The 17,503-nt window shown below is 69.8% G+C and carries 10 protein-coding genes; 5 read left to right on the top strand and 5 right to left on the bottom strand.

Annotation, left to right across the window (positions count from 1 at the left end):
• From SYV04_RS11470 to SYV04_RS11450, 5 genes are all read right to left on the bottom strand, one after another.
• Nucleotides 1-4,167 carry an MG2 domain-containing protein gene (locus SYV04_RS11470; protein ID WP_321545732.1) on the bottom strand — a complete coding sequence of 1,389 codons (4,167 nt, stop codon included), beginning with the start codon at nucleotides 4,165-4,167 and terminating at the stop codon, nucleotides 1-3.
• A gap of 167 nt (nucleotides 4,168-4,334) precedes the next feature.
• Nucleotides 4,335-5,594: a hypothetical protein gene (locus SYV04_RS11465; RefSeq protein WP_321545731.1), complete on the bottom strand. Its 1,260-nt coding sequence runs from the start codon at nucleotides 5,592-5,594 to the stop codon at nucleotides 4,335-4,337.
• Between the two features lie 93 nt (nucleotides 5,595-5,687).
• Nucleotides 5,688-7,025 (bottom strand): omega-aminotransferase AptA, encoded by a 1,338-nt coding sequence (aptA, locus tag SYV04_RS11460; RefSeq protein ID WP_321545730.1) that lies wholly within the window; start codon nucleotides 7,023-7,025, stop codon nucleotides 5,688-5,690.
• A gap of 121 nt (nucleotides 7,026-7,146) precedes the next feature.
• Nucleotides 7,147-8,775, bottom strand: coding sequence for a hypothetical protein (locus SYV04_RS11455; protein ID WP_321545729.1), 1,629 nt, complete (start codon nucleotides 8,773-8,775; stop codon nucleotides 7,147-7,149).
• Nucleotides 8,772-10,115, bottom strand: coding sequence for a bifunctional glycosyltransferase/class I SAM-dependent methyltransferase (locus SYV04_RS11450; protein WP_321545728.1), 1,344 nt, complete (start codon nucleotides 10,113-10,115; stop codon nucleotides 8,772-8,774). The genes SYV04_RS11455 and SYV04_RS11450 overlap by 4 nt, the downstream gene beginning before the upstream one ends.
• Before the next feature lie 210 nt (nucleotides 10,116-10,325).
• Here SYV04_RS11450 and SYV04_RS11445 point away from each other — a divergent pair, with 210 nt between their 5' ends.
• The 5 genes from SYV04_RS11445 (at nucleotide 10,326) to SYV04_RS11425 (ending at nucleotide 17,489) form a co-directional block, all read left to right on the top strand.
• Nucleotides 10,326-12,515: a GumC family protein gene (locus tag SYV04_RS11445; RefSeq protein ID WP_422723926.1), complete on the top strand. Its 2,190-nt coding sequence runs from the start codon at nucleotides 10,326-10,328 to the stop codon at nucleotides 12,513-12,515.
• A gap of 65 nt (nucleotides 12,516-12,580) precedes the next feature.
• A complete protein-coding gene (locus SYV04_RS11440) occupies nucleotides 12,581-13,756 on the top strand; it encodes a glycosyltransferase (protein ID WP_321545893.1) in 1,176 nt (391 codons plus the stop codon).
• The gene (locus SYV04_RS11435) at nucleotides 13,734-14,858 is read left to right on the top strand and encodes a glycosyltransferase (RefSeq protein ID WP_321545727.1); all 1,125 of its coding nucleotides are present in this window, start codon (nucleotides 13,734-13,736) and stop codon (nucleotides 14,856-14,858) included. Before SYV04_RS11440 ends, SYV04_RS11435 begins: the two co-directional genes overlap by 23 nt.
• Nucleotides 14,855-16,372: a hypothetical protein gene (locus SYV04_RS11430; protein WP_321545726.1), complete on the top strand. Its 1,518-nt coding sequence runs from the start codon at nucleotides 14,855-14,857 to the stop codon at nucleotides 16,370-16,372. Before SYV04_RS11435 ends, SYV04_RS11430 begins: the two co-directional genes overlap by 4 nt.
• On the top strand, nucleotides 16,344-17,489 hold the full coding sequence (locus tag SYV04_RS11425; protein WP_321545725.1) for a glycosyltransferase family 4 protein: 1,146 nt from the start codon (nucleotides 16,344-16,346) through the stop codon (nucleotides 17,487-17,489). Before SYV04_RS11430 ends, SYV04_RS11425 begins: the two co-directional genes overlap by 29 nt.
• Nucleotides 17,490-17,503 lie beyond the last annotated feature (14 nt).

Here is a 17,503-nt window from a genome sequence, read left to right as displayed (position 1 = left end):
CTACCGCTTCGGCGCGATGGACACCTTCACGCCGTCGAGCCACGTCTTGTGCTCGTCGGAGTAGTACAGGTACGCGCGGCTGGCGGGCCCGGTGTACGTGCCGGGCACGGCGGCGATGAGCGACAGCGGCACGTCGATGCGCTTGCGCGGCTCCATTCCGCGCCAGTAGAGGACCACGTCGCGGCCGATGACTTCGTAGGCGTCCACCGTCTTCTTCTTCACCAGCTCCTTGAGCTGGTCGTGGCGAACCTCGAGCCCGCCCGGCACGCCGAAGATGGCCACCGCCGTGGGCAGCTTCTCGTCGGTCTTGTTGGACACGAACACGCGCGCCTCGGTCGGCTCGCCCTCGGTGAGCGCCGTCTTCGCCAGCGCCACCTCCAGCGCGACCTTCGTCTCCTTGGAGCTGTCGGGGATCAGCGCGTTGTAGACGACCTCGATGGAGTAGGGCAGCTCGGTGCCGCCCTCCATGCGCAGCTCGATCTTCCGCTCGCCCGGGGCGAGCAGCTCGGACACGTCAGGCAGGACAATGGCCTCCTGGGAGGACGCCGCGTACTTCACCGCGCTGCCCACCGGCTGGCCGTTGACGTAGACGCGCACCGCGCCCGGGGCCCGCTTGGCCGCCCGCGCCTTGTCGTAGGAGACGATGGCGCGCAGCGCGAGCACCGTGCTCTGCGTCGAGCCGTAGCGGCCGCCCTCGCACGAGTTGGCCAGGAACTTCATCGAGCGCTCCACGTTGCCCGCGTGGGCGGGCTCCTTGAGCCACGCCAGCACCGCCAGCGAGGTGGTCTCGATTTGAAGCGTCTCGCCCGAGCTGCCGACGATGGACTGCGTGCCGCCGTCCACCACGCCCTCCTTGCCCTGCTTCGCGGCGAGCCGCTCCATCAGCTTCCGGGCCTCGGCGCCCTCGCCCGCCAGCGCCAGCACGTTGGCGGCGAGCGCCAGCACGTAGCTGTTCTGGCTCTTGAGCGCCGACTGCTTCACGGAGGCGATCTCCTTGGCCATCTCGCGCGCCACCTCGACCGGGCGGTCCGCGCTCTCCAGCAGCGCCCAGGTGATGTAGGCGTTCGAGGTGTCACGGTCCTCGACCCACTCGTGCAGCGCGCGGCGCTTGCGCTCGAAGCCGCCCTTGCCATCGCGCTGCTGCAGGAGCCACGTGCGGGTGCGCGCCAGCATCGCCGCGTCCACCTCGCGCACCTCCTTCATGTCGGCGAAGTGCAGAAGGCCGAACGCCGTGAGTGCCTCGTGGCCGGGCTTCTCGCCGAACCACTCGTAGCCCTTCTCCGGCGTCTCGAAGCCGATCAGCCGCTTGTAGCCGGCCTCCAGCTTCTCTCGCGCGGTGGCCACCAGCTTGGGGTCCACGCCGCTGTGCGTCTGGAAGTACTGCTGGGCCATCGTCATCGGGTACGTCGTCGAGCTGGTCTGCTCGAAGCAGCCGTACGGGTCCTGGATGAGCCGGGCCAGCGACTGGGTCATGTTGGCCAGCGGGCTCGGGTACACGATGACCGAGGTCTTCACGCTGCCGCGCACCAGGTTGGCCGGCAGCGTCACCGTATGCACCGCCGGCTTCTGGGCCGAGACGAGCCCGCCGAACGAGGCGCGGATGGGGAAGCCGTTGGGCTTGATGGTCAGCGTGCGGGTGACGGTGTCCGAATAGTTGCCCGCGGTCGCCGCGAGCTTCAGGTCGACCGGCTTCGACTCCTGGCCGATCTTCAGCTCGACGAGCCGGCGGGCGCGCTCCTTGGCGGCCAGGTCCACCGCGCCCAGGGAAGCGACGCGCACGTCACCCTTCAGGTCGATCTTCACCCCCGCGCCCTTGAGCGCCGAGGCCGTGCCGTTCACCAGCGCCACCGGGAGCTGGATGACATCGCCCGAGGTGACCTCGAGGGGAATCTTGGGCTCGACGTAGAACGGCTGCACCGACTCGAGGGTCGCCACCGCCGAGCCGAGCGCGCCATCCGCGCCCACCGCTCCGGCGAAGGCCTTGAAGGTGGTGACCGAGTCGTTCAGGCCGAAGGAGACCTTGGCCTCGCCCGTCTTGGCGTTGGTGCGCACGCCCGCGTTCCAGTAGAGCGTCTCGGAGAAGTCGAGGCGATCACCCGCCTTGCGGCCCGGCCGGACCGTGTGCGCGTACTCGCGGAAGTAGACGACGGGATGCGGCTCGTACGGGGGCTCCGGAGCCATCTCCCGCTCATCGGCGAAGAGGGCCATGTCTCGCTTGGCCCGCTCCGCCTTGCGCTCCGCGGCGACCATGTCCTGGTTGGGGGCAGGCTTCGGCTTGGCCGCGGCCACCTTGCCCGCGATGTCCTGCTGAGGAGCGACCTGCACGGGGGCAGGTGCCGGCGGCGCGGGCTGCGGCGGGGGCGCGGCGGCCACGGGCGCGGCGGCTGGAACGGGCGCGCCTCCGCGAGGAGGTGCCTTCATCGGCTTGGGCGGCGGCCCTCCCTTGGCCACCTCCTCCACGAGTGCCCCGCCCAGGACGTCCTCGAAGTCGTCCACGGGGCGCTGGAGGCGGGGCACGCGGACCGCGAGGGCGCGTCGGGCCAGGTCCCCATGCAGGGAGACGAAGTTCACCGCGTCGGCGAGCGCGAACCGCCGCCAGCCCTGCGTGCCCAGCAGCAGGTCGAGCGCTTGCGGCGCCTTGGGGTTCTTCTCATCGAGGTACACGTGCGCGTCGGCGAGCTCCTTCACCTCGGGCTCCAGCAGCACCATCACCGGGAGCTGCGGCGCCTGGTCGCGCTTCTCGATGAGCTCGAGCACGGCGTCGTCCGTGACGGTGAGCATCACCACCGCCGAGACCGGCTTGCCATCTCGCGTCGTCCGAGCGGTGAGCTGCACCGTGTCGCCCGGGACGTAGCTCTCCTTGTCCGCGCGCACCTCGACCTGCAGGGCCTTCGCCGGCTGGCGGAACACGAGCCGCTCGGCGAGCGGGCGGCCATCGTGGTCCCACACCGTGGCGACGAGCACTCCATCGGCATCCTTCGCGTCGAGGGTCACCGTCTGGTTCGCGCCCACCTGGGCCGAGGCGACCTCCACCTCGCGTTTGCTCAGCGTCAACTTGGCCTTGCTCACACCGGAGAGGGCGACGGAGAGCGTGACCGGCTTGCCGGCGGCCACCACCTCGTCACCCGTGCGGAGGGTGGCGCCCTTGGCCTTCACCTCGGGCAGAGGGAAGGTCTTCTGGATGCCCGAGGGCTGGTCGATGCGCAGCGCGTACTTCGCGCCGGCCTTGGGGGTCAGCTCGAAGCGGCCACGGCCCTCGTGCTCGGAGCGCACGGTCGCCACCGTCTGGCCGGTGGCTTGGTCGATGATGGCGCCCATCAGGTCCGCGGGCTTTTGCGCGGGCGTCTTGGCCTCGAAGTAGACGCGCGAGGAGAGCCCCGCGACCAGGTCTCCACCCTCGGGGTAGAAGGCGAGGTCCAGCGTCTGCAACAGGATGGGGAGGGTCTTGGCCGCGGTCTCGACGACGCCACCGTCCTCGATGGCGAAGGCGAGCGAGCCCTCGCCGCGCTCGATGCGCGTCGGGAGCTTGAAGCTGACGGTACACAGGCCCTTCTCGTCGACCGTGCCCGAGACCTGCGCCGCGGTGGCGCCATCGACCACGGCGGTGGCGGTCACCTTCGCACCTGCGGGGATTCCGCCCTCGGCACGCTTCACGTCGAGTGTCGCGGTGACCGTGTCGCCTGGGCCGTAGCCGTCACGGAGAAACTCGATCTGCGACTTGAGGCGGGGCGCGCGGTAGGCCCGCACGTCGAACTTCCGCTCGGCGGGGGTTTCCCCTGTCCAGGGGTAGAAGGCCCTGAGCGTGTACTCACCTCCCGCCAGCTCCTGGGGGATGGCCCACGAGTAGCCCCAGACCGCTTCCTGGATGTTCACCATCGCCGTGGTGACCACGTCGCCCTTGGGGCCGCGAATCTCGACCTGCGCCTGGAGCCCGCCCGGGTAGGGCTTGCGGCTGTAGCTCTCGAGCACCAGGCCTCGGGCCATCACCTGCTCGCCTGGGCGATAGAGCGGTTTGTCGGTGCTGACGAAGGTCAGGTAGCGGTTTTCGCCGCCCAGGGAGTTCGTGTCCGCGCGTGCGCCCAGGACTTGTTGATGGAAGGAGACTGGCACGGCCAGCCCCACGGCGAAGACGGCCACGACGGCACGTGGCGCGAGGTATGTGAGCATGAGTTGCCCCCGTGAGAGGTAAGGCGTCGCGAGGTAACGAACGGGCGCGCCAGAAGTTCTCTCCGAGGGGAACATACCCCGGCCGACACGGGCTTTGATTCCCGAGTGACGCTGGGGAGAAGGTATGGGGGCACGCTCTGGGGACGCAGGTCGCGGGTCCGACCGCGTTAGCAGTCGCGGCCGTAGACGTAGTCGAACACCGCGACCTTGTGCGACTCGGGGAAGAGCAGCACGTAGGTGTCGAACCACTCGCAGTAGTCCGGTGCCGTCATGGCCTGGTCGTAATAGTGGTGTACCTGCACCGCCTCGGTGCCGTTGCCCACGTCGTTGAGCAGCGCCGGGTCGAGCTGGAAGTTCGGGTTCGCCTGCGCCACGAACTGCGCGTAGGTGAGCACCTCCTCACCCCAGTAGGGAATACCGCCACGCTCGTTGGCCACCGCCTCCGCCGCTCGCTGGAGCCACGGCGTCGCCGTCGTGCTCCACGGGAAGCTGTAGGACTCCAGCGCACCATGGCAGGTGGACCAGTTCTGCGTCTGGCACCAGGCGTTGCCCGCGCTCACCTTGGACTGGAGGTTGGCGCTGATCGGCTCGGGCGCGAGCGTCAGCGTGTAGAGGCCGTAGTAGTGCTTGTAGAAGTCCTTGCACACCGGCCACATCAGCTCGGTGTAGGTCGGCTCGCCGCCCGCGCAGAACTCCGGCTGCTCGCTGCCACCGTTGCACACGTACAGATAGTTGGCGTGCGCGTCGTCCGAGCCCGTGCAGGCGTCATACGCCTCCTGCGCCGTCATGCGCCGGCCGAGCACCGGATCCACTTCCTCCACGCGCGCCTGGACGCAGATCTCGATGCGGGTGGCGACGTTGAGCTCGCACGCGTCATACAACGATGGATCCAATACCGGGGCGCAGTTGCCGCTGAGACAGCTGAGCTGCAGGCGGAACTGCTTGCCCGAGCCAGCGCCCGCGCTCACCACCGCCAGGTAGTCGCCCTGCGTGGCCAGGGTGACGGAGTCGATCTTGCTGAGCTGCCCATAGCCGTCGTCATCGTCCAGGGCGAGGATCGCGCTGCTGTAGCGGCCATCGGAGCCCTTGGGGCCGTAGACGAAGAGGCCCGTGTCCAGCCCCATGCTGCTGCCCAGGTGCGTCACCTCGAGCTTGACCTGCGCGCCCGCACGCACCTGGAAGTTGAAGGAGAAGTACTGGGGGTTGGTCGTGAAGCGCGTTTGCACCGCGCCCGGAACCGCGACCGCGCCCATGTACGTGGTGCTGTCGAGGATGTTGCCGCTGGCCGGCGGAGGCGGCGCGTAGAGCACCTCCTGGGTGGTGACGTCCAGGGAGGCCTGCTCCTCGTTGACCGGAAGGTCGGTGGGGCCGCAGGCGCTCGCCAGCAGCGCGGGCACGAGCCAGAGGGATTTCAGGTGGCGACGCATGTGACTGCCTCGGGAGCTGAGGAAGAGTCCGGCTCTGTCACAGCCCCCAAGGGCAATCAAGTCAAGCCTGTGTTACAGGAATAAGCTGTAAAACTAGCCTGCAGCACGAATCGACTCGCGCAGCACCTCGGCCATGCGGCCCAGCTCCTCCGGCGTGGAGGTGAAGGGCGGCCCCATGGCGAGGATGTCGCCGGTGAAGCGGAAGAGCACCCCGCGCTTGAGCGCCTCCTCGAACACCCGCACCGCGCGCAGGCCGGGCTTGCCCTCGATGGGCGTGAGCTCCACCGCGGCGGCCAGCTGGCAGTTGCGGATGTCGATGACGTTGGGCTCGCCCTTGAGGGCGTGAACCGCCTCCTCCAGCACCGGCACCAGCGACTTCACGCGCTCGTTGATGCCCTCGGTGGCCAGCACATCCAGCGTGGCGTGCGCGGCGGCCACCGCCAGCGGGTGACCCGAGTAGGTGTAGCCGTGGAAGAACTCCACCGCGTGGTCCGGGCCCGTCATGAAGGCCTCGTAGAGGTCCTTGCGGACGATGACGCCGCCCATGGGCACCGTGCCGTTGTTGACGCCCTTGGCGAAGGTGATCATGTCCGGCACCACGCCGAAGTGGTGGGCGCCGAAGTTGGCTCCCATGCGGCCGAAGCCGCAGATGACCTCGTCGAAGATGAGCAGGATGCCGTGCTTGGTGCAGATCTCCCGCAGGCGCTGCAGGTAGCCCTTGGGCGGGACAATCACGCCGGCCGAGCCCTGCATCGGCTCGACGATGACGGCCGCGATGGTCGAGGCGTCATGGAGGGCGATCAGCCGCTCCAGGTCATTGGCCAGGTGCGCGCCCCAGGTGGGCTCGCCTCGGCTGAAGGCCATGTCCTTGAGGCTGTGCGTGTGGGGCAGGTGGTCGACGCCGGTCAGCATGGCCGACGCGTACATCTTCCGGTTGGCCACCATGCCGCCCACGGAGATGCCGCCGAAGCCCACGCCGTGGTAGCCCTTCTCGCGGCCGATGAAGCGGGTGCGGTGGGCCTCGCCCTTCACCCGGTGGTAGGCCAGCGCCATCTTCATCGACGTGTCCACCGCCTCGGAGCCCGAGTTGACGAAGAACACCTGGCCCATGCCCGCAGGTGACATGCCGATGATGCGCTCGGCCAGCTTGAAGGTGGGGCCGTAGCCCATCTGGAAGGCGGGGCTGTAGTCCACCGAGTCGAGCTGCTGCTTCACCGCTTCGACGATCTTCGGGTGGCGGTGGCCCAGGCCACTGCACCACAGGCCCGAGAGCGCGTCGAAGAGCTTGTCGCCCTCCGTGGTCCAGTAGTACGCGCCCTCCGCCTTGGCGAGCATGCGGCGGGCGTGGTGCTGCTTGAAGTAGCGGTTGTGCGTGAACGGCATCCAATAGGCGGCCAGCTCACGATCGTTCGGTTCGAGGGGGGATCCCATGGGCGCTCTCTCTGTCGGTCTGTTGGGGCCTGAGTATCCGCCAAAGCCGAGGTTCGGGTCTGCCTTATTGATGGGGGCGCGGGGACGCGCCTCCCGATACGAGACATCTGTTTCAACGGCGTCAGCCGCGCGGGTCCGGCCAGAAGGACAGGGGCCGGTGCGGAGGCGTGAGCCACACGGACTGGAGATGGCGCACCGCGCCATGGTCCTGCGCGGGGTGCTTCGGGGTCAGCCCCTGAGCGCCAAAGAGCAGCGCGCACGCCGCCACCCCTCCCAGCAGCGTGTCCAGCGAGGGCTTGTAGCTCTGGCTCGCGCCCAGTCGCACGAAGACCCAGCTCGCCACCCCTAGCAGCCCCAGCAGCAGTGGCAGTCCCGCCAGCGGCTGCGTCATGCCCCAGAAGTTCAGCACCGTGGGCGGCAGGTAGCCCGCCTTCAACAGTGGCACCGCCAGCCCGAAGAAGGCGGTGGAGACGTCGTCGGGCACGTAGTTGATGAAGGTAGCCGTGCCGGTGATGACGATGGACGCCGTACACGCCGCCGCCGCCGCGCCCAGCAGCCACCGCGCGCCCCCGGCCCGGAGCCGCTCCAGTACCAGCCCCGCCGGCAGTAGCAGGAAGGGCACCAGCCCCGTCAGGTGCCGGGGGCCCGTCGTCCATCCCCACGACTCATAGGAGAAGGACGAGGTGAAGTACGTGTACCCCGCCAGCACCACCACCGAGAGCCAGAAGAGCGTTCGGAACTCCGCCGATGCCCGGCCCTGCCTTCGCAGCAGCACCAACCCCGGCAGCGCTAGCAGCAGGAACGGCGACAGCGTGAAGAGCCCTCGCAGCGGCGAGAAGTACGAGAGGACGAACGCGCGCGGATCCGGATACCGGATGCCCAGGAAGCCGCCCAGGTGCCACGGCTGGTACGCCGCGTCGTTGAGGTACTTGTAGCCGCTCTCCAGCGGGTGTCCGAACGCCGCCTGGTGGTAGAGCATCAGCCCGACGACAAAGGGCAGCGCCCCCACCGTGGCCAGTCCCGCCGCGCGCCCCAGCCGGACGAGTCGCGCGCGCATCGGCTCCTGTCGCCACAGCAGCGTCAGCACCGCGTACAGCACCAGCCCCAGCACCGCCATCGCGCCCGTGTACTCGGCCGCCACCGTGGCCCCCGCGTACGCCCCCGCCACCACGTAGCCGCGCTCCCGCCACTCGCCCCTCGCGCACCGCCACAGCGCGTAGAAGCTCCCGAAGAGCAGCACCGCTGTCGTCTGGTGGCTCATGAAGAGCAGCGAGTAGCTGTACGCCAGCGAGCCCAGCCCGTACGTCACCGTCACCGCGTCCGCCACCGCCTCCGACACGTACGCGCGCAGGAAGCGGCGCACGCCCCACAGCATCACCAGCGTGGGCAGCACCGTGAGCAGCAGCCGGCTGAAGAACACCAGCGGCACCTCCGGCACCGCGTACCGGAAGCCTCCGCCCACCACCCGTAGCGCCGCGTACACCGGCACCGCCGCGAAGGACAGCAGCGGCGCCTTGGACGGGTAGTACCTGCCGTCCTTCACCGACAGGTCTCCCACGTAGCCGTAGTCCTGCAGCGCCTGGTTGATGTCGAGCGTCCCGTACTCCACCAGCGCCCGCGTCTGCCACAGCCGGCACAGCTCGTTGGGCGAGCGCAGCCCCGGGTGGTACGGAAACGCCAGCACGTACAGCGCCACCAGCACCGCCCACACCGCGCGCGGCGTGGCCCTCGGCTTGGACTCCGCGCTCACACCTCTCCCGTGACGCGGCCCACCGCGAACAGGCTCAGCCCCACCGGCAGGTTCACGTGGCTCTCGGCCTGCGCCAGCAGCGGCGCCAGCCGGTCGTACAGCTTGAGCTGCAGCTTGGGCATCGTCCGGCGGCGCATCACCCGGCTGTTCATGAACCAGCCCGGAATGCCCACCAGGTTCATCCACTCCAGCGTGTCCACCGCGAAGCCGTTCTCCTCCAGCACCCTGCGCAGCGTGTCCGGGTGGTAGCGCCGGTGGTGGCCCACCGCCTCGTCCATCGCCCCGAACAACTGCTGCAGCGCCGGCACCAGGATGACCACCTTGCCGCCCACCGGGAGGATCTGCCGGAAGCGCCGCACCGCCGCCGCGTCATCCGGGATGTGCTCCAGCACGTTGGAGAGCACGATGGTGTCGATGCGCTCGGCCTTGAGCGCCTCCCAGTCCGCCAGCGCCACGTCCGACAGGTACGGCCGCACGTGCGGCTTGCCCCGGAACTTGTTCTTCAGCCGGTCCACATAGAAGCGGTCCACCTCCAGGGCGATCAACAGCTCGCGCCCCGCCTCCAGCTCGCGGGTGATGGTGCCGATGCCCGCGCCGATCTCCAGCACCCGCTTGCCCAGGTGCTCGCGGAAGCGGCGGCCCAGCCACGCGTTGTAGTTGTTGGCGCCGTCCATCCGCTCCAGCGAGCTGTAGCCCTCGTGTCGGTTGTCCGCGTCGTCCTGCACCGTGGCGTAGCGCATCAGCGTCCGCAGCTTCGACAGGTGCGAGGCCAGCGGGCGCTTCGGCACCGCCTGCAGCGGCAGCGGCACCTCCGTCAGCCGGAAGAGCTGTGCGGCCAGCTTCACCACCAGCTCCGCGTCCACCGCGTCGTCCTCGCTGGTCAACGTCACCGAGCGCAGCGCCTCGGTGCGGAAGGCGCGCACACCCGTGAGCGGATCCTCCAGCGCCACGTCCGTGACGAGGCGGGTGAAGCCTCCCAGCGCGCGCTCCGCCAGCAGCTCTGGCCGCAGTCCCTGCGCCTCGCGACGGCCGAAGACCGCGTCCGCCGTGTCCTCCTGGATGGGCCGGCACAACGCCTCGTAGTCCCCGGGCGTGTAGGCCTCGTCCGGGTCCTGGAGCACCGTCACCGCCCCCGTCACCTTACCCAGCGCCGCCCGGATGGCCGCTCCCTTGCCGGCCATGCCAGAGAGCACATGGAGGTTGGGTCCGGGAGCCACCTCAATCTGTCCCTCTCCGGCCAGGATGACTTCCGCCTGGTCGGCGAGGCTCCGAGCGAAGTGGGCCGCGGTGGCGGCCGTGGTGGGAGAATAGGGGACGACGACGGACAGACGGTGACCCATGGGGCGCGTGACTAGCACACGCGCCGGGGGCGTGCTCGCGCCCCGTGGCCAAGGGAATGGATGCCAGGCGTCCAGCCGTTGGTGAGCGCGGCCTGGAAGATTGACCCCTCGCTCCGGAAAGTGCACGCTCGGTCGAGGCTGTGGGTGCAGGTCGGGGCAAGGGAGTCGAGTCGGGCCAGCTCCGCGCGCGAAGTCCCCAGGAGATGCATTTTGGAAGGTTCCGGGAACGATCCGGTCAACGCCGGCATGACGCCATTGAACGTGATGCGCTTCGTGCGCGCGTTCTGGCGTCGCAAGTGGATCGTCCTCGGGGTGGCCGTGCTCATCACCGGCCTGGCCGCGCTCCACACCCTTCGTAAGCCCAAGGTGTACGCCGCCAGCACCTCGCTCATCATCGATGTCACCGCTCCGCGCGTGCTCGACTCCGAGGTGAAGGAGGTGATGGGCGAGGAGCGCAGCAACTACTGGTTCAACAAGGAGTACTACGCCACGCAGAACGAGGTCATCACCTCGCGCGCGGTGTCCACCCGCGTGGTGGAGAAGCTGGGCCTGCAGCACGACGCGGCTTTCCTGGGCCTGTCCCACATCCAGGACGAGAAGGAGCGGATGCAGGCCGCGCAGGGCGGAGACGCGGCGGGCCTGCTCCAGTCGCGCATCCGCGTCATGCCGGTGAAGGACTCGCGCGTGGTGAACATCGGCGTGGAGGACCTGGACCCCCAGCGCGCCGCGCTGCTGGCCAACGAGGTGGCCGAGGCCTACATGGCCGAGAACCTCGCGCTGCGGCTGCGCACCACCGAGAGCGCCACCCAGTGGTTGGAGGAGCGCAAGGTGGAACTGGAGAAGGCCTCCAAGTCCAGCGAGCTGACGCTCTACGACTTCAAGAAGCGCGAGGACATGCTCTCCGTCTCGCCCGAGAGCCGCAAGAGCAGCGTCAACGACCGCATCAACACCTACGAGCAGAACCTCACCCAGGTGCGCATGAAGCTCGCGGCGCTGCAGGGCCGCGTGGATGCCATCCGCCAGCTCCAGAAGAGCTCTCCGACGGGGGATGAGACTTGGGCGGAGGCGGTGCCCGGCGCGGGCGACTCGGCCATCCAGGAGTTCAAGCGCCGCTATATCGAGCAGCGCGCGGTGTGCGTGGAGCTGAGCGAGCGCTACCTGCCCGAGCACCCGAAGATGCTCGAGTGCAACAGCAAGCTGGGGGTGGTGCGCGAGGACTTCGTGCGCAGCCTCAACAACGTGGTGCGCAAGGCGGAGACGGAGCTGGCGCAGGGGGTGGCCGAGGAGAAGCACCTGCTGCGCGTGCTGGCCGTGGCCCGGGACGAGGCGTTCCAGCTGGGCAAGAAGCAGATCGAATTCGAGAACCTGCACCGCGAGGCGGAGAACAACCGGCGCCTGTACGAGCTGGTGCTGCGGCGGCTCAAGGACATCGAGCTGTCGGGCCTGCTGCGCACCACCAACGTGCGCGTGTTGGATCCGGCGCGGCCCAACTTCATGCCCATCCAGCCCAACGTGCGCCGCTCGGTGATGATGGCGCTCATCTTCGGGCTGGTCATCGGCTGTGGCGTGGTGGTGCTGCTGGAGTTCCTCGAGAACACCGTGCGCTCGCAGGCGGACGTGGAGGAGCAGCTGGGGCTGGCCTTCCTGGGCTTCCTGCCGAGCGTGGAGGGGAAGGCCGAGAACGGGCGCGAGCGGGACCTGTACGTCCACAATCAGCCCAAGTCCTCCGTGGCGGAGTGCTGTCGGGCCATCCGGACGAACCTGCTGTTCATGTCGCCCGACAAGCCCTTCAAGACGCTGGTGGTGACGAGCAGCGGCCCCCAGGAGGGCAAGTCCACCAACTGCATCTTCCTGGGCGTGGCCATGGCGCAGAGTGGCAACCGCGTGCTGCTGCTGGATACGGACATGCGCCGGCCGCGGCTGCACAAGTCCTTCGGCGTGCCCAATGACGTGGGCATCAGCTCGCTGGTGGTGGGCGAGGGCACGCTGGACAAGGCGGTGAAGAGCACCGAGGTGCCCAACCTCTTCGTGCTGCCGTGCGGCCCCATTCCTCCCAACCCCGCCGAGCTGCTGCACACCCAGGCCTTCGCGGATCTGCTCAAGGCGGCCAGCGAGAAGTTCGATCGCGTCATCCTCGACAGCCCGCCGCTCAACGCGGTGTCGGACTCGGCGGTGCTGGCCACGAGGTGCGATGGCGTGGTGCTGGTGCTGCGCGCGGGCAAGACCAATCGCGAGTCGGCGCGGCGCGCGCTGCGCTCGCTGGCGGACGTGCAGGCCACGATGTACGGCGCCATCCTCAATGACCTGGACCTGACGGACGGGCCCTACCGCGACTCGTACCTGGGCTATCGCTACTACGGGCACCCCGAGGAGTCGAAGGACGGGGTGGCTTCCTCGTGAGCCTGCCGGGAACCTCGCTTCGCGTGCTGCACCTGGGGAAGTTCTACCCGCCGGCCTCCGGTGGCATGGAGGGGCACGTGCAGACGCTGGCGCGCGCCCAGGCCGAGCTGGGGGCTCGCGTGGAGGTGCTCTGCATCAACCACGCGGCGGGCGGAGAGGGCTTCAGCCACGAGTTCGAGGGCCGCAGCGCTACCCGCGAGGAGTGGGACGGGCCGATCCGAGTGGTGCGCGTGGGCCGGTGGGCCTCGGTGCTGCGCATGGATGTCATGCCGGAGCTGCCGCGTGAGCTGCTGCGCGCGCTGACACGCGGCGTGGACGTGCTGCATCTGCACACGCCCAACCCCACGCTGGTCTTGGCGCTGGATTCGATGCCGTGGCTGCCGCCTGTTGTCGTCACCCACCACAGTGACGTCATCCGCCAGCGGGTGGCGGGTACGCTGTTCCGCCCCTTCGAGGCGCTGCTGTACGCGCGGGCCCGCCTGCTGCTCGCTACCAGCTCCGCCTACGTGGCCGGCTCGCCGTTGCTGCGCGGCTTCCGCAACAAGGTGCGCGCGCTGCCGCTGGGCATCGACCTGGCGCCCTTCCTGTCTCCCTCGCCGGCGGTGCTGGAGGCCGAGGCCCGTTTGCGCGCGGAGGGCGATGGGCCCCTGTGGCTGATGGTGGGGCGGCTCGTCTACTACAAGGGGCTCTTCACCGCGCTCGAGGCGCTGGTGCGCGCGCCCGGCCGACTGTTGGTGGTGGGCGTGGGGCCCCTGGAGAAGGAAGGCCGGGAGCGGGCGCGGGCGCTTGGGGTGGAAGGCCGGGTGACGTGGGCGGGCTACCTGTCTCCGGAGGCCCTCACCGGGGCGTACCGCGCCGCCACGGCCCTGTGGTTCCCCAGCAATGCGCGCAGCGAGGCCTATGGGCTCTCGCAGGTGGAGGCGATGGCCAGCGGGCTGCCCGTGATCAACACCGCCATCGCCCACTCGGGCGTGCCGTGGGTGAGCCTCCATGAGCAGACGGGGCTCACCGTGCCGGTGGGCGATGCGGGGGCGCTCGCGCGGGCGGCTCGGCGGCTGGCGGAGGAGCCAGGGCTGGCCGAGCGGTTGGGCCAGGCGGCTCGGGCTCGCGCCCAGGCCGAGTTCCGGCATGACGTGATGGCCGAGCGCAGCCTTGCGCTGTACGCGGAGGCCTTGCGCGCACCTCGGCAGGTCTCCCCTCGCGGAACTTCCCAGGCTGATGCGGCTTCTCCACGTCTATAGCGGCAACCTCTACGGGGGCATCGAGGTGTTCCTGCGGACGCTGGCCCGCCTGGCGCCGAGCGCTCCGGAGCTGACGCACGAGTTCGCCCTTTGCTTCGAGGGCCGGCTGAGTCAGGAGCTGCGCGAGGCGGGCGCGGTCACGCACCTGCTGGGCGCGGTGAAGGTGAGCCGGCCGTGGACGGTGTGGCGCGCGCGGAGCGTGCTGGCGGAGCTGCTGCGCCGCGAGCGGTATACTGCGGTGGTGTGTCACGCGGCGTGGCCCCAGGCGCTCTTCGGGCCGGTGGTGCGCGCCGCCGGGGTGCCGCTCATCTTCTACCAGCACGATGGGCTGAACGGACGGCACTGGCTGGAGCGCTGGGCCCGCGTCACCGAGCCGGCGCTGGCGCTGTCCAACAGCCGCTTCTCCGCGCAGTCGCTGGCCAACGTGTATCCGCGCGTCCCGTGGAAGGTGCGCTACCTGCCGGTCCCTCTGCCGGAGCTCCTGCCTGGGCCCGTGGAGCGCGCCCGGGTGCGCGCCGAGCTGGGCGCGAGCGAGCATCAGGCCGTCATCATCCAGGCGTGCCGCATGGAGGAGTGGAAGGGGCATCGCCTGCTGCTGGAGGCGCTGGGGCGGCTGCGGACCCTGCCGGGCTGGGCGCTCTGGGTGGCCGGTGGCGTGCAACGTCCCCAGGAGGCGCGCTACCTGGAGAGCCTGGAGGCGCTGGCGACGGAGCTCGGTATCCGTGAGCGCGTGCGGTTCCTCGGCCAGCGCACGGACGTGCCCCAACTGCTGCGCGCCGCGGACATCCACTGCCAGCCCAACTTGAGCGCGGAGCCCTTCGGGATCGCCTTCATCGAGGCGCTGCAGGCAGGGCTGCCGGTCCTCACCACCGCCATGGGCGGGCCGCTGGAGATCGTCGACGACTCGTGCGGTCGGCTTGTTCAGCCGCGTCCCGAGCCGCTCGCCGAGGTGCTCCGAGAGTGGGTGGAGACGCCGGAGCTGCGACGGAAGCTGGGCGCGGGTGGGCCTGCCCGGGCCGCGGCGCTGTGTGAGCCGGGAGCCTTCCTGCGCGGGCTCCAGGAGGATCTCCAGGAGCTCACCGCGAAGGGGCGTGCCGCGTGAGTGAGACGCCGCTCAAGCCGTCCGCTCCGTCGGGGCGCCCGCAGCTCCGTGGACCGGGGGTGCTTCGTCGGCGCTATGTGCGTCCCGCTCCGCCTCCTGTGGCCCCGGCGGAGGGCGCCGCCGCGAGTGGCGAGGCCACGCCCGCTGCCGCCGAGGCACCGCCCGCGTTCTGGGCCTCGGGGCGCGTGGTCACCGCCTTCATCTCCATGCAGATCGGCTGCCAGCTCTCGTTGCTGGTGGAGGCTATCTCCCCGCTGCGGGTGCTCATTCGCATCCTCGCGTTTGGGTGCAGCCTGGCGCTGCTCGCGTTCGTGCGGGGTCCGCGCCTGCGGCATCCGGCGGTGCCGTTCCTGCTGGCCTCCACGGCCATCACCGCGTTGAACATGTTCCACCCGCAGACGAGCAGCTTCCTGGCGGGCGCGACGCAGCTTGGCATCCAGATCTCCGTCCTCGCGCCGCTCTTCTGGGTGACGCGGCTGCGCATCGACGCGGTGACGTTCCGTCGCACGTTGGCGCTGCTGTTCCTCTTCAACGCCGCGAGCGCCGCGATGGGCGTGCTCCAGGTCTACTTCCCCGGGCGCTTCCAGCCCAGCATGTCCTCGGCCATCGCGGGGATGGGCGAGACCTATATCCGCAGCCTTCAATTCGAGTCGGGCAGCGGTGCGCTCGTCTTCCGTCCCTTTGGCCTCACGGACGTGCCAGGGGGCGCCGCCACGGGCGCCTTCTACGCGGTGTTGCTCGGCTCGGGGTTCCTGATCAGCTCGCGGCGCGGTCCGGTCCGGCTGCTGAGCGTGGGTGGAATCTTCGTGGGCATCGTCAGCCTCTACCTCTGTCAGGTGCGGGCCCTGGCCCTCATGCTGGTGGTGTGCCTCATGGCCATGGCGGGGGTGCTCATGCTCTCGGGCCGAATCCTGCGGCTGACCAAGCTGCTGGCGGTGGTGGGCGGGCTGGCCGTGGTGGCCGTGGGCTGGGCCGTCACCATGGGAGGCGAGGCCGCCACCGCTCGTTGGAACCGCCTCTTCGAGGCGGACGCCGGGCAGGTCTACTACAGCAACCGCGGCCACTTCCTGGAGGGCACCTTCAACGATGTCGTCCCCGCGTATCCGTTGGGCGCCGGGCTGGGGCGCTACGGGATGGCGAACGCCTACTTCGGAGACAACAGCGATCCGTCCCGGCCTCCGCTCTGGGTGGAGATCCAGTGGACGGCGTGGATCTTCGATGGCGGCGTGCTGGTGCTGCTGCTCTACCCGTTGGCGCTGCTGGCCACCGCCCTCTGGGTGTTCCGGCTCGCGCTTCAGCGTGGGGAGCAAGGTGAGTTCTGGCTGTGGGGCAGCGTCATCTTCGCGTATGACCTGGGGGCCATCGCGCTCACCTTCAGCTACCCGTTCTTCATGAGCCAGGCCGGCATGGAGTTCTGGTTGCTCAACGCTGCCCTCTTCGGAGCCTTCTTCCACGCGGCCCGGCAGACGCCGCGCCCCACACCGAATGCGACCCTACACCCTCATCGCCGGTGACTTCGTCTCGACCGGCGGAATGGATCGCGCCAACCTCGCCCTGGCCAGCTATCTGGCGCGCCAGGGCGGTCCGGTCCGCCTCGTGGCGCACCGGGTGGCCGAGGAGCTGCTCGGCTTCCCCAACGTGCGCTTCATCCGCGTTCCCAAGCCCGCCAACGCGTACATGCTGGGCGAACCCCTGCTGGACAGGGTCGGGCGGCTCTGGGCGTGGCGAACGCTGGCCGAGGGCGGGCAGGTGCTGGCCAACGGCGGCAACTGCCAGGTACCCGCGGCCAACTGGGTCCATTATGTCCACGGGGCCTATGTCTCCGAGGGCACCGGCTCCATGCTCCGCCGTCTCAAGGGGCGGGTGAGCCACCGGCTGTACCTGCGCGGCGAGCGCAAGGCGCTGCGGCGCGCGCGGGTCATCATCGCCAACTCCGAGCGGACGAAGGCGGACATCGTGCAGGCCACGGGCGCTTCGCCCGAGCGCATCCATGTCGTGTACTACGGCATCGAAGCGGAGCGGTTTCGTCCCCGGAGCGCGCAGGAGCGGCTCGAGGCGCGGGCATCGTTGGGGTGGCCCGAGGGGCGGCGGGTGGCGCTCTTCGTCGGCGCGCTGGGGGACCGACGCAAGGGGTTCGACACGGTCTTCCCGGCCTGGGCACGGCTGTGCGCGCGCGGCGAGTGGAACGTGGACTTGAAGGTCGTGGGCGTGGGCGCTCAGCGCGAGCTGTGGGAGCGGGAGGCTCAGGCGCGCGGGCTGGGCGAGCGCATCCAGTTCCTCGGCTTCCGCAAGGACGTGCCCGTGCTCATGGCCGCCGCGGATCTGCTCATCGCGCCCACGCGCTACGAGGCCTACGGGCTGGGAGTCCACGAGGCGCTGTGTACCGGGCTCCCAGCGCTGGTGAGCCGGACGGCGGGCGTGGCCGAGCGCTACCCCGACGCGCTGAAGACGTTGCTGATCGATGATCCGAACGATGTGGAGGAGCTGGTGCGGCGCCTGGAAGGATGGCGGGCCCGGGAGGCGGAGTTCTCGCCCCATGTCTCCCGGCTCGCCGAGGAGCTGCGCTCTCAGACGTGGGACGGCATGTCCGCCGCCATCGTCGAGCTCCTGGAGCGCCAGGCCGCGCGGTGAGCGCCTCGCGCGGC

It is taken from the genome of Hyalangium ruber (assembly GCF_034259325.1).
GTDB classification, from domain to species: Bacteria; Myxococcota; Myxococcia; order Myxococcales; family Myxococcaceae; genus Hyalangium_A; species Hyalangium_A rubrum.
Note: the sequence above shows the minus strand (reverse complement) of the source record. Positions and strands in the feature narration are given on the sequence as shown.

What these genes read in the sequence shown, in the direction of transcription:
- SYV04_RS11435 (WP_321545727.1), top strand. Translation starts at nt 13,734, where the DNA reads ATGCGGCTTCTCCACGTCTATAGCGGCAACCTCTACGGGGGCATCGAG.
- SYV04_RS11450 (WP_321545728.1), bottom strand. Translation starts at nt 10,115, where the DNA reads ATGGGTCACCGTCTGTCCGTCGTCGTCCCCTATTCTCCCACCACGGCC.
- SYV04_RS11465 (WP_321545731.1), bottom strand. Translation starts at nt 5,594, where the DNA reads ATGCGTCGCCACCTGAAATCCCTCTGGCTCGTGCCCGCGCTGCTGGCG.
- SYV04_RS11425 (WP_321545725.1), top strand. Translation starts at nt 16,344, where the DNA reads ATGCGACCCTACACCCTCATCGCCGGTGACTTCGTCTCGACCGGCGGA.
- SYV04_RS11470 (WP_321545732.1), bottom strand. Translation starts at nt 4,167, where the DNA reads ATGCTCACATACCTCGCGCCACGTGCCGTCGTGGCCGTCTTCGCCGTG.
- aptA (WP_321545730.1), bottom strand. Translation starts at nt 7,025, where the DNA reads ATGGGATCCCCCCTCGAACCGAACGATCGTGAGCTGGCCGCCTATTGG.
- SYV04_RS11440 (WP_321545893.1), top strand. Translation starts at nt 12,581, where the DNA reads ATGGAGGGGCACGTGCAGACGCTGGCGCGCGCCCAGGCCGAGCTGGGG.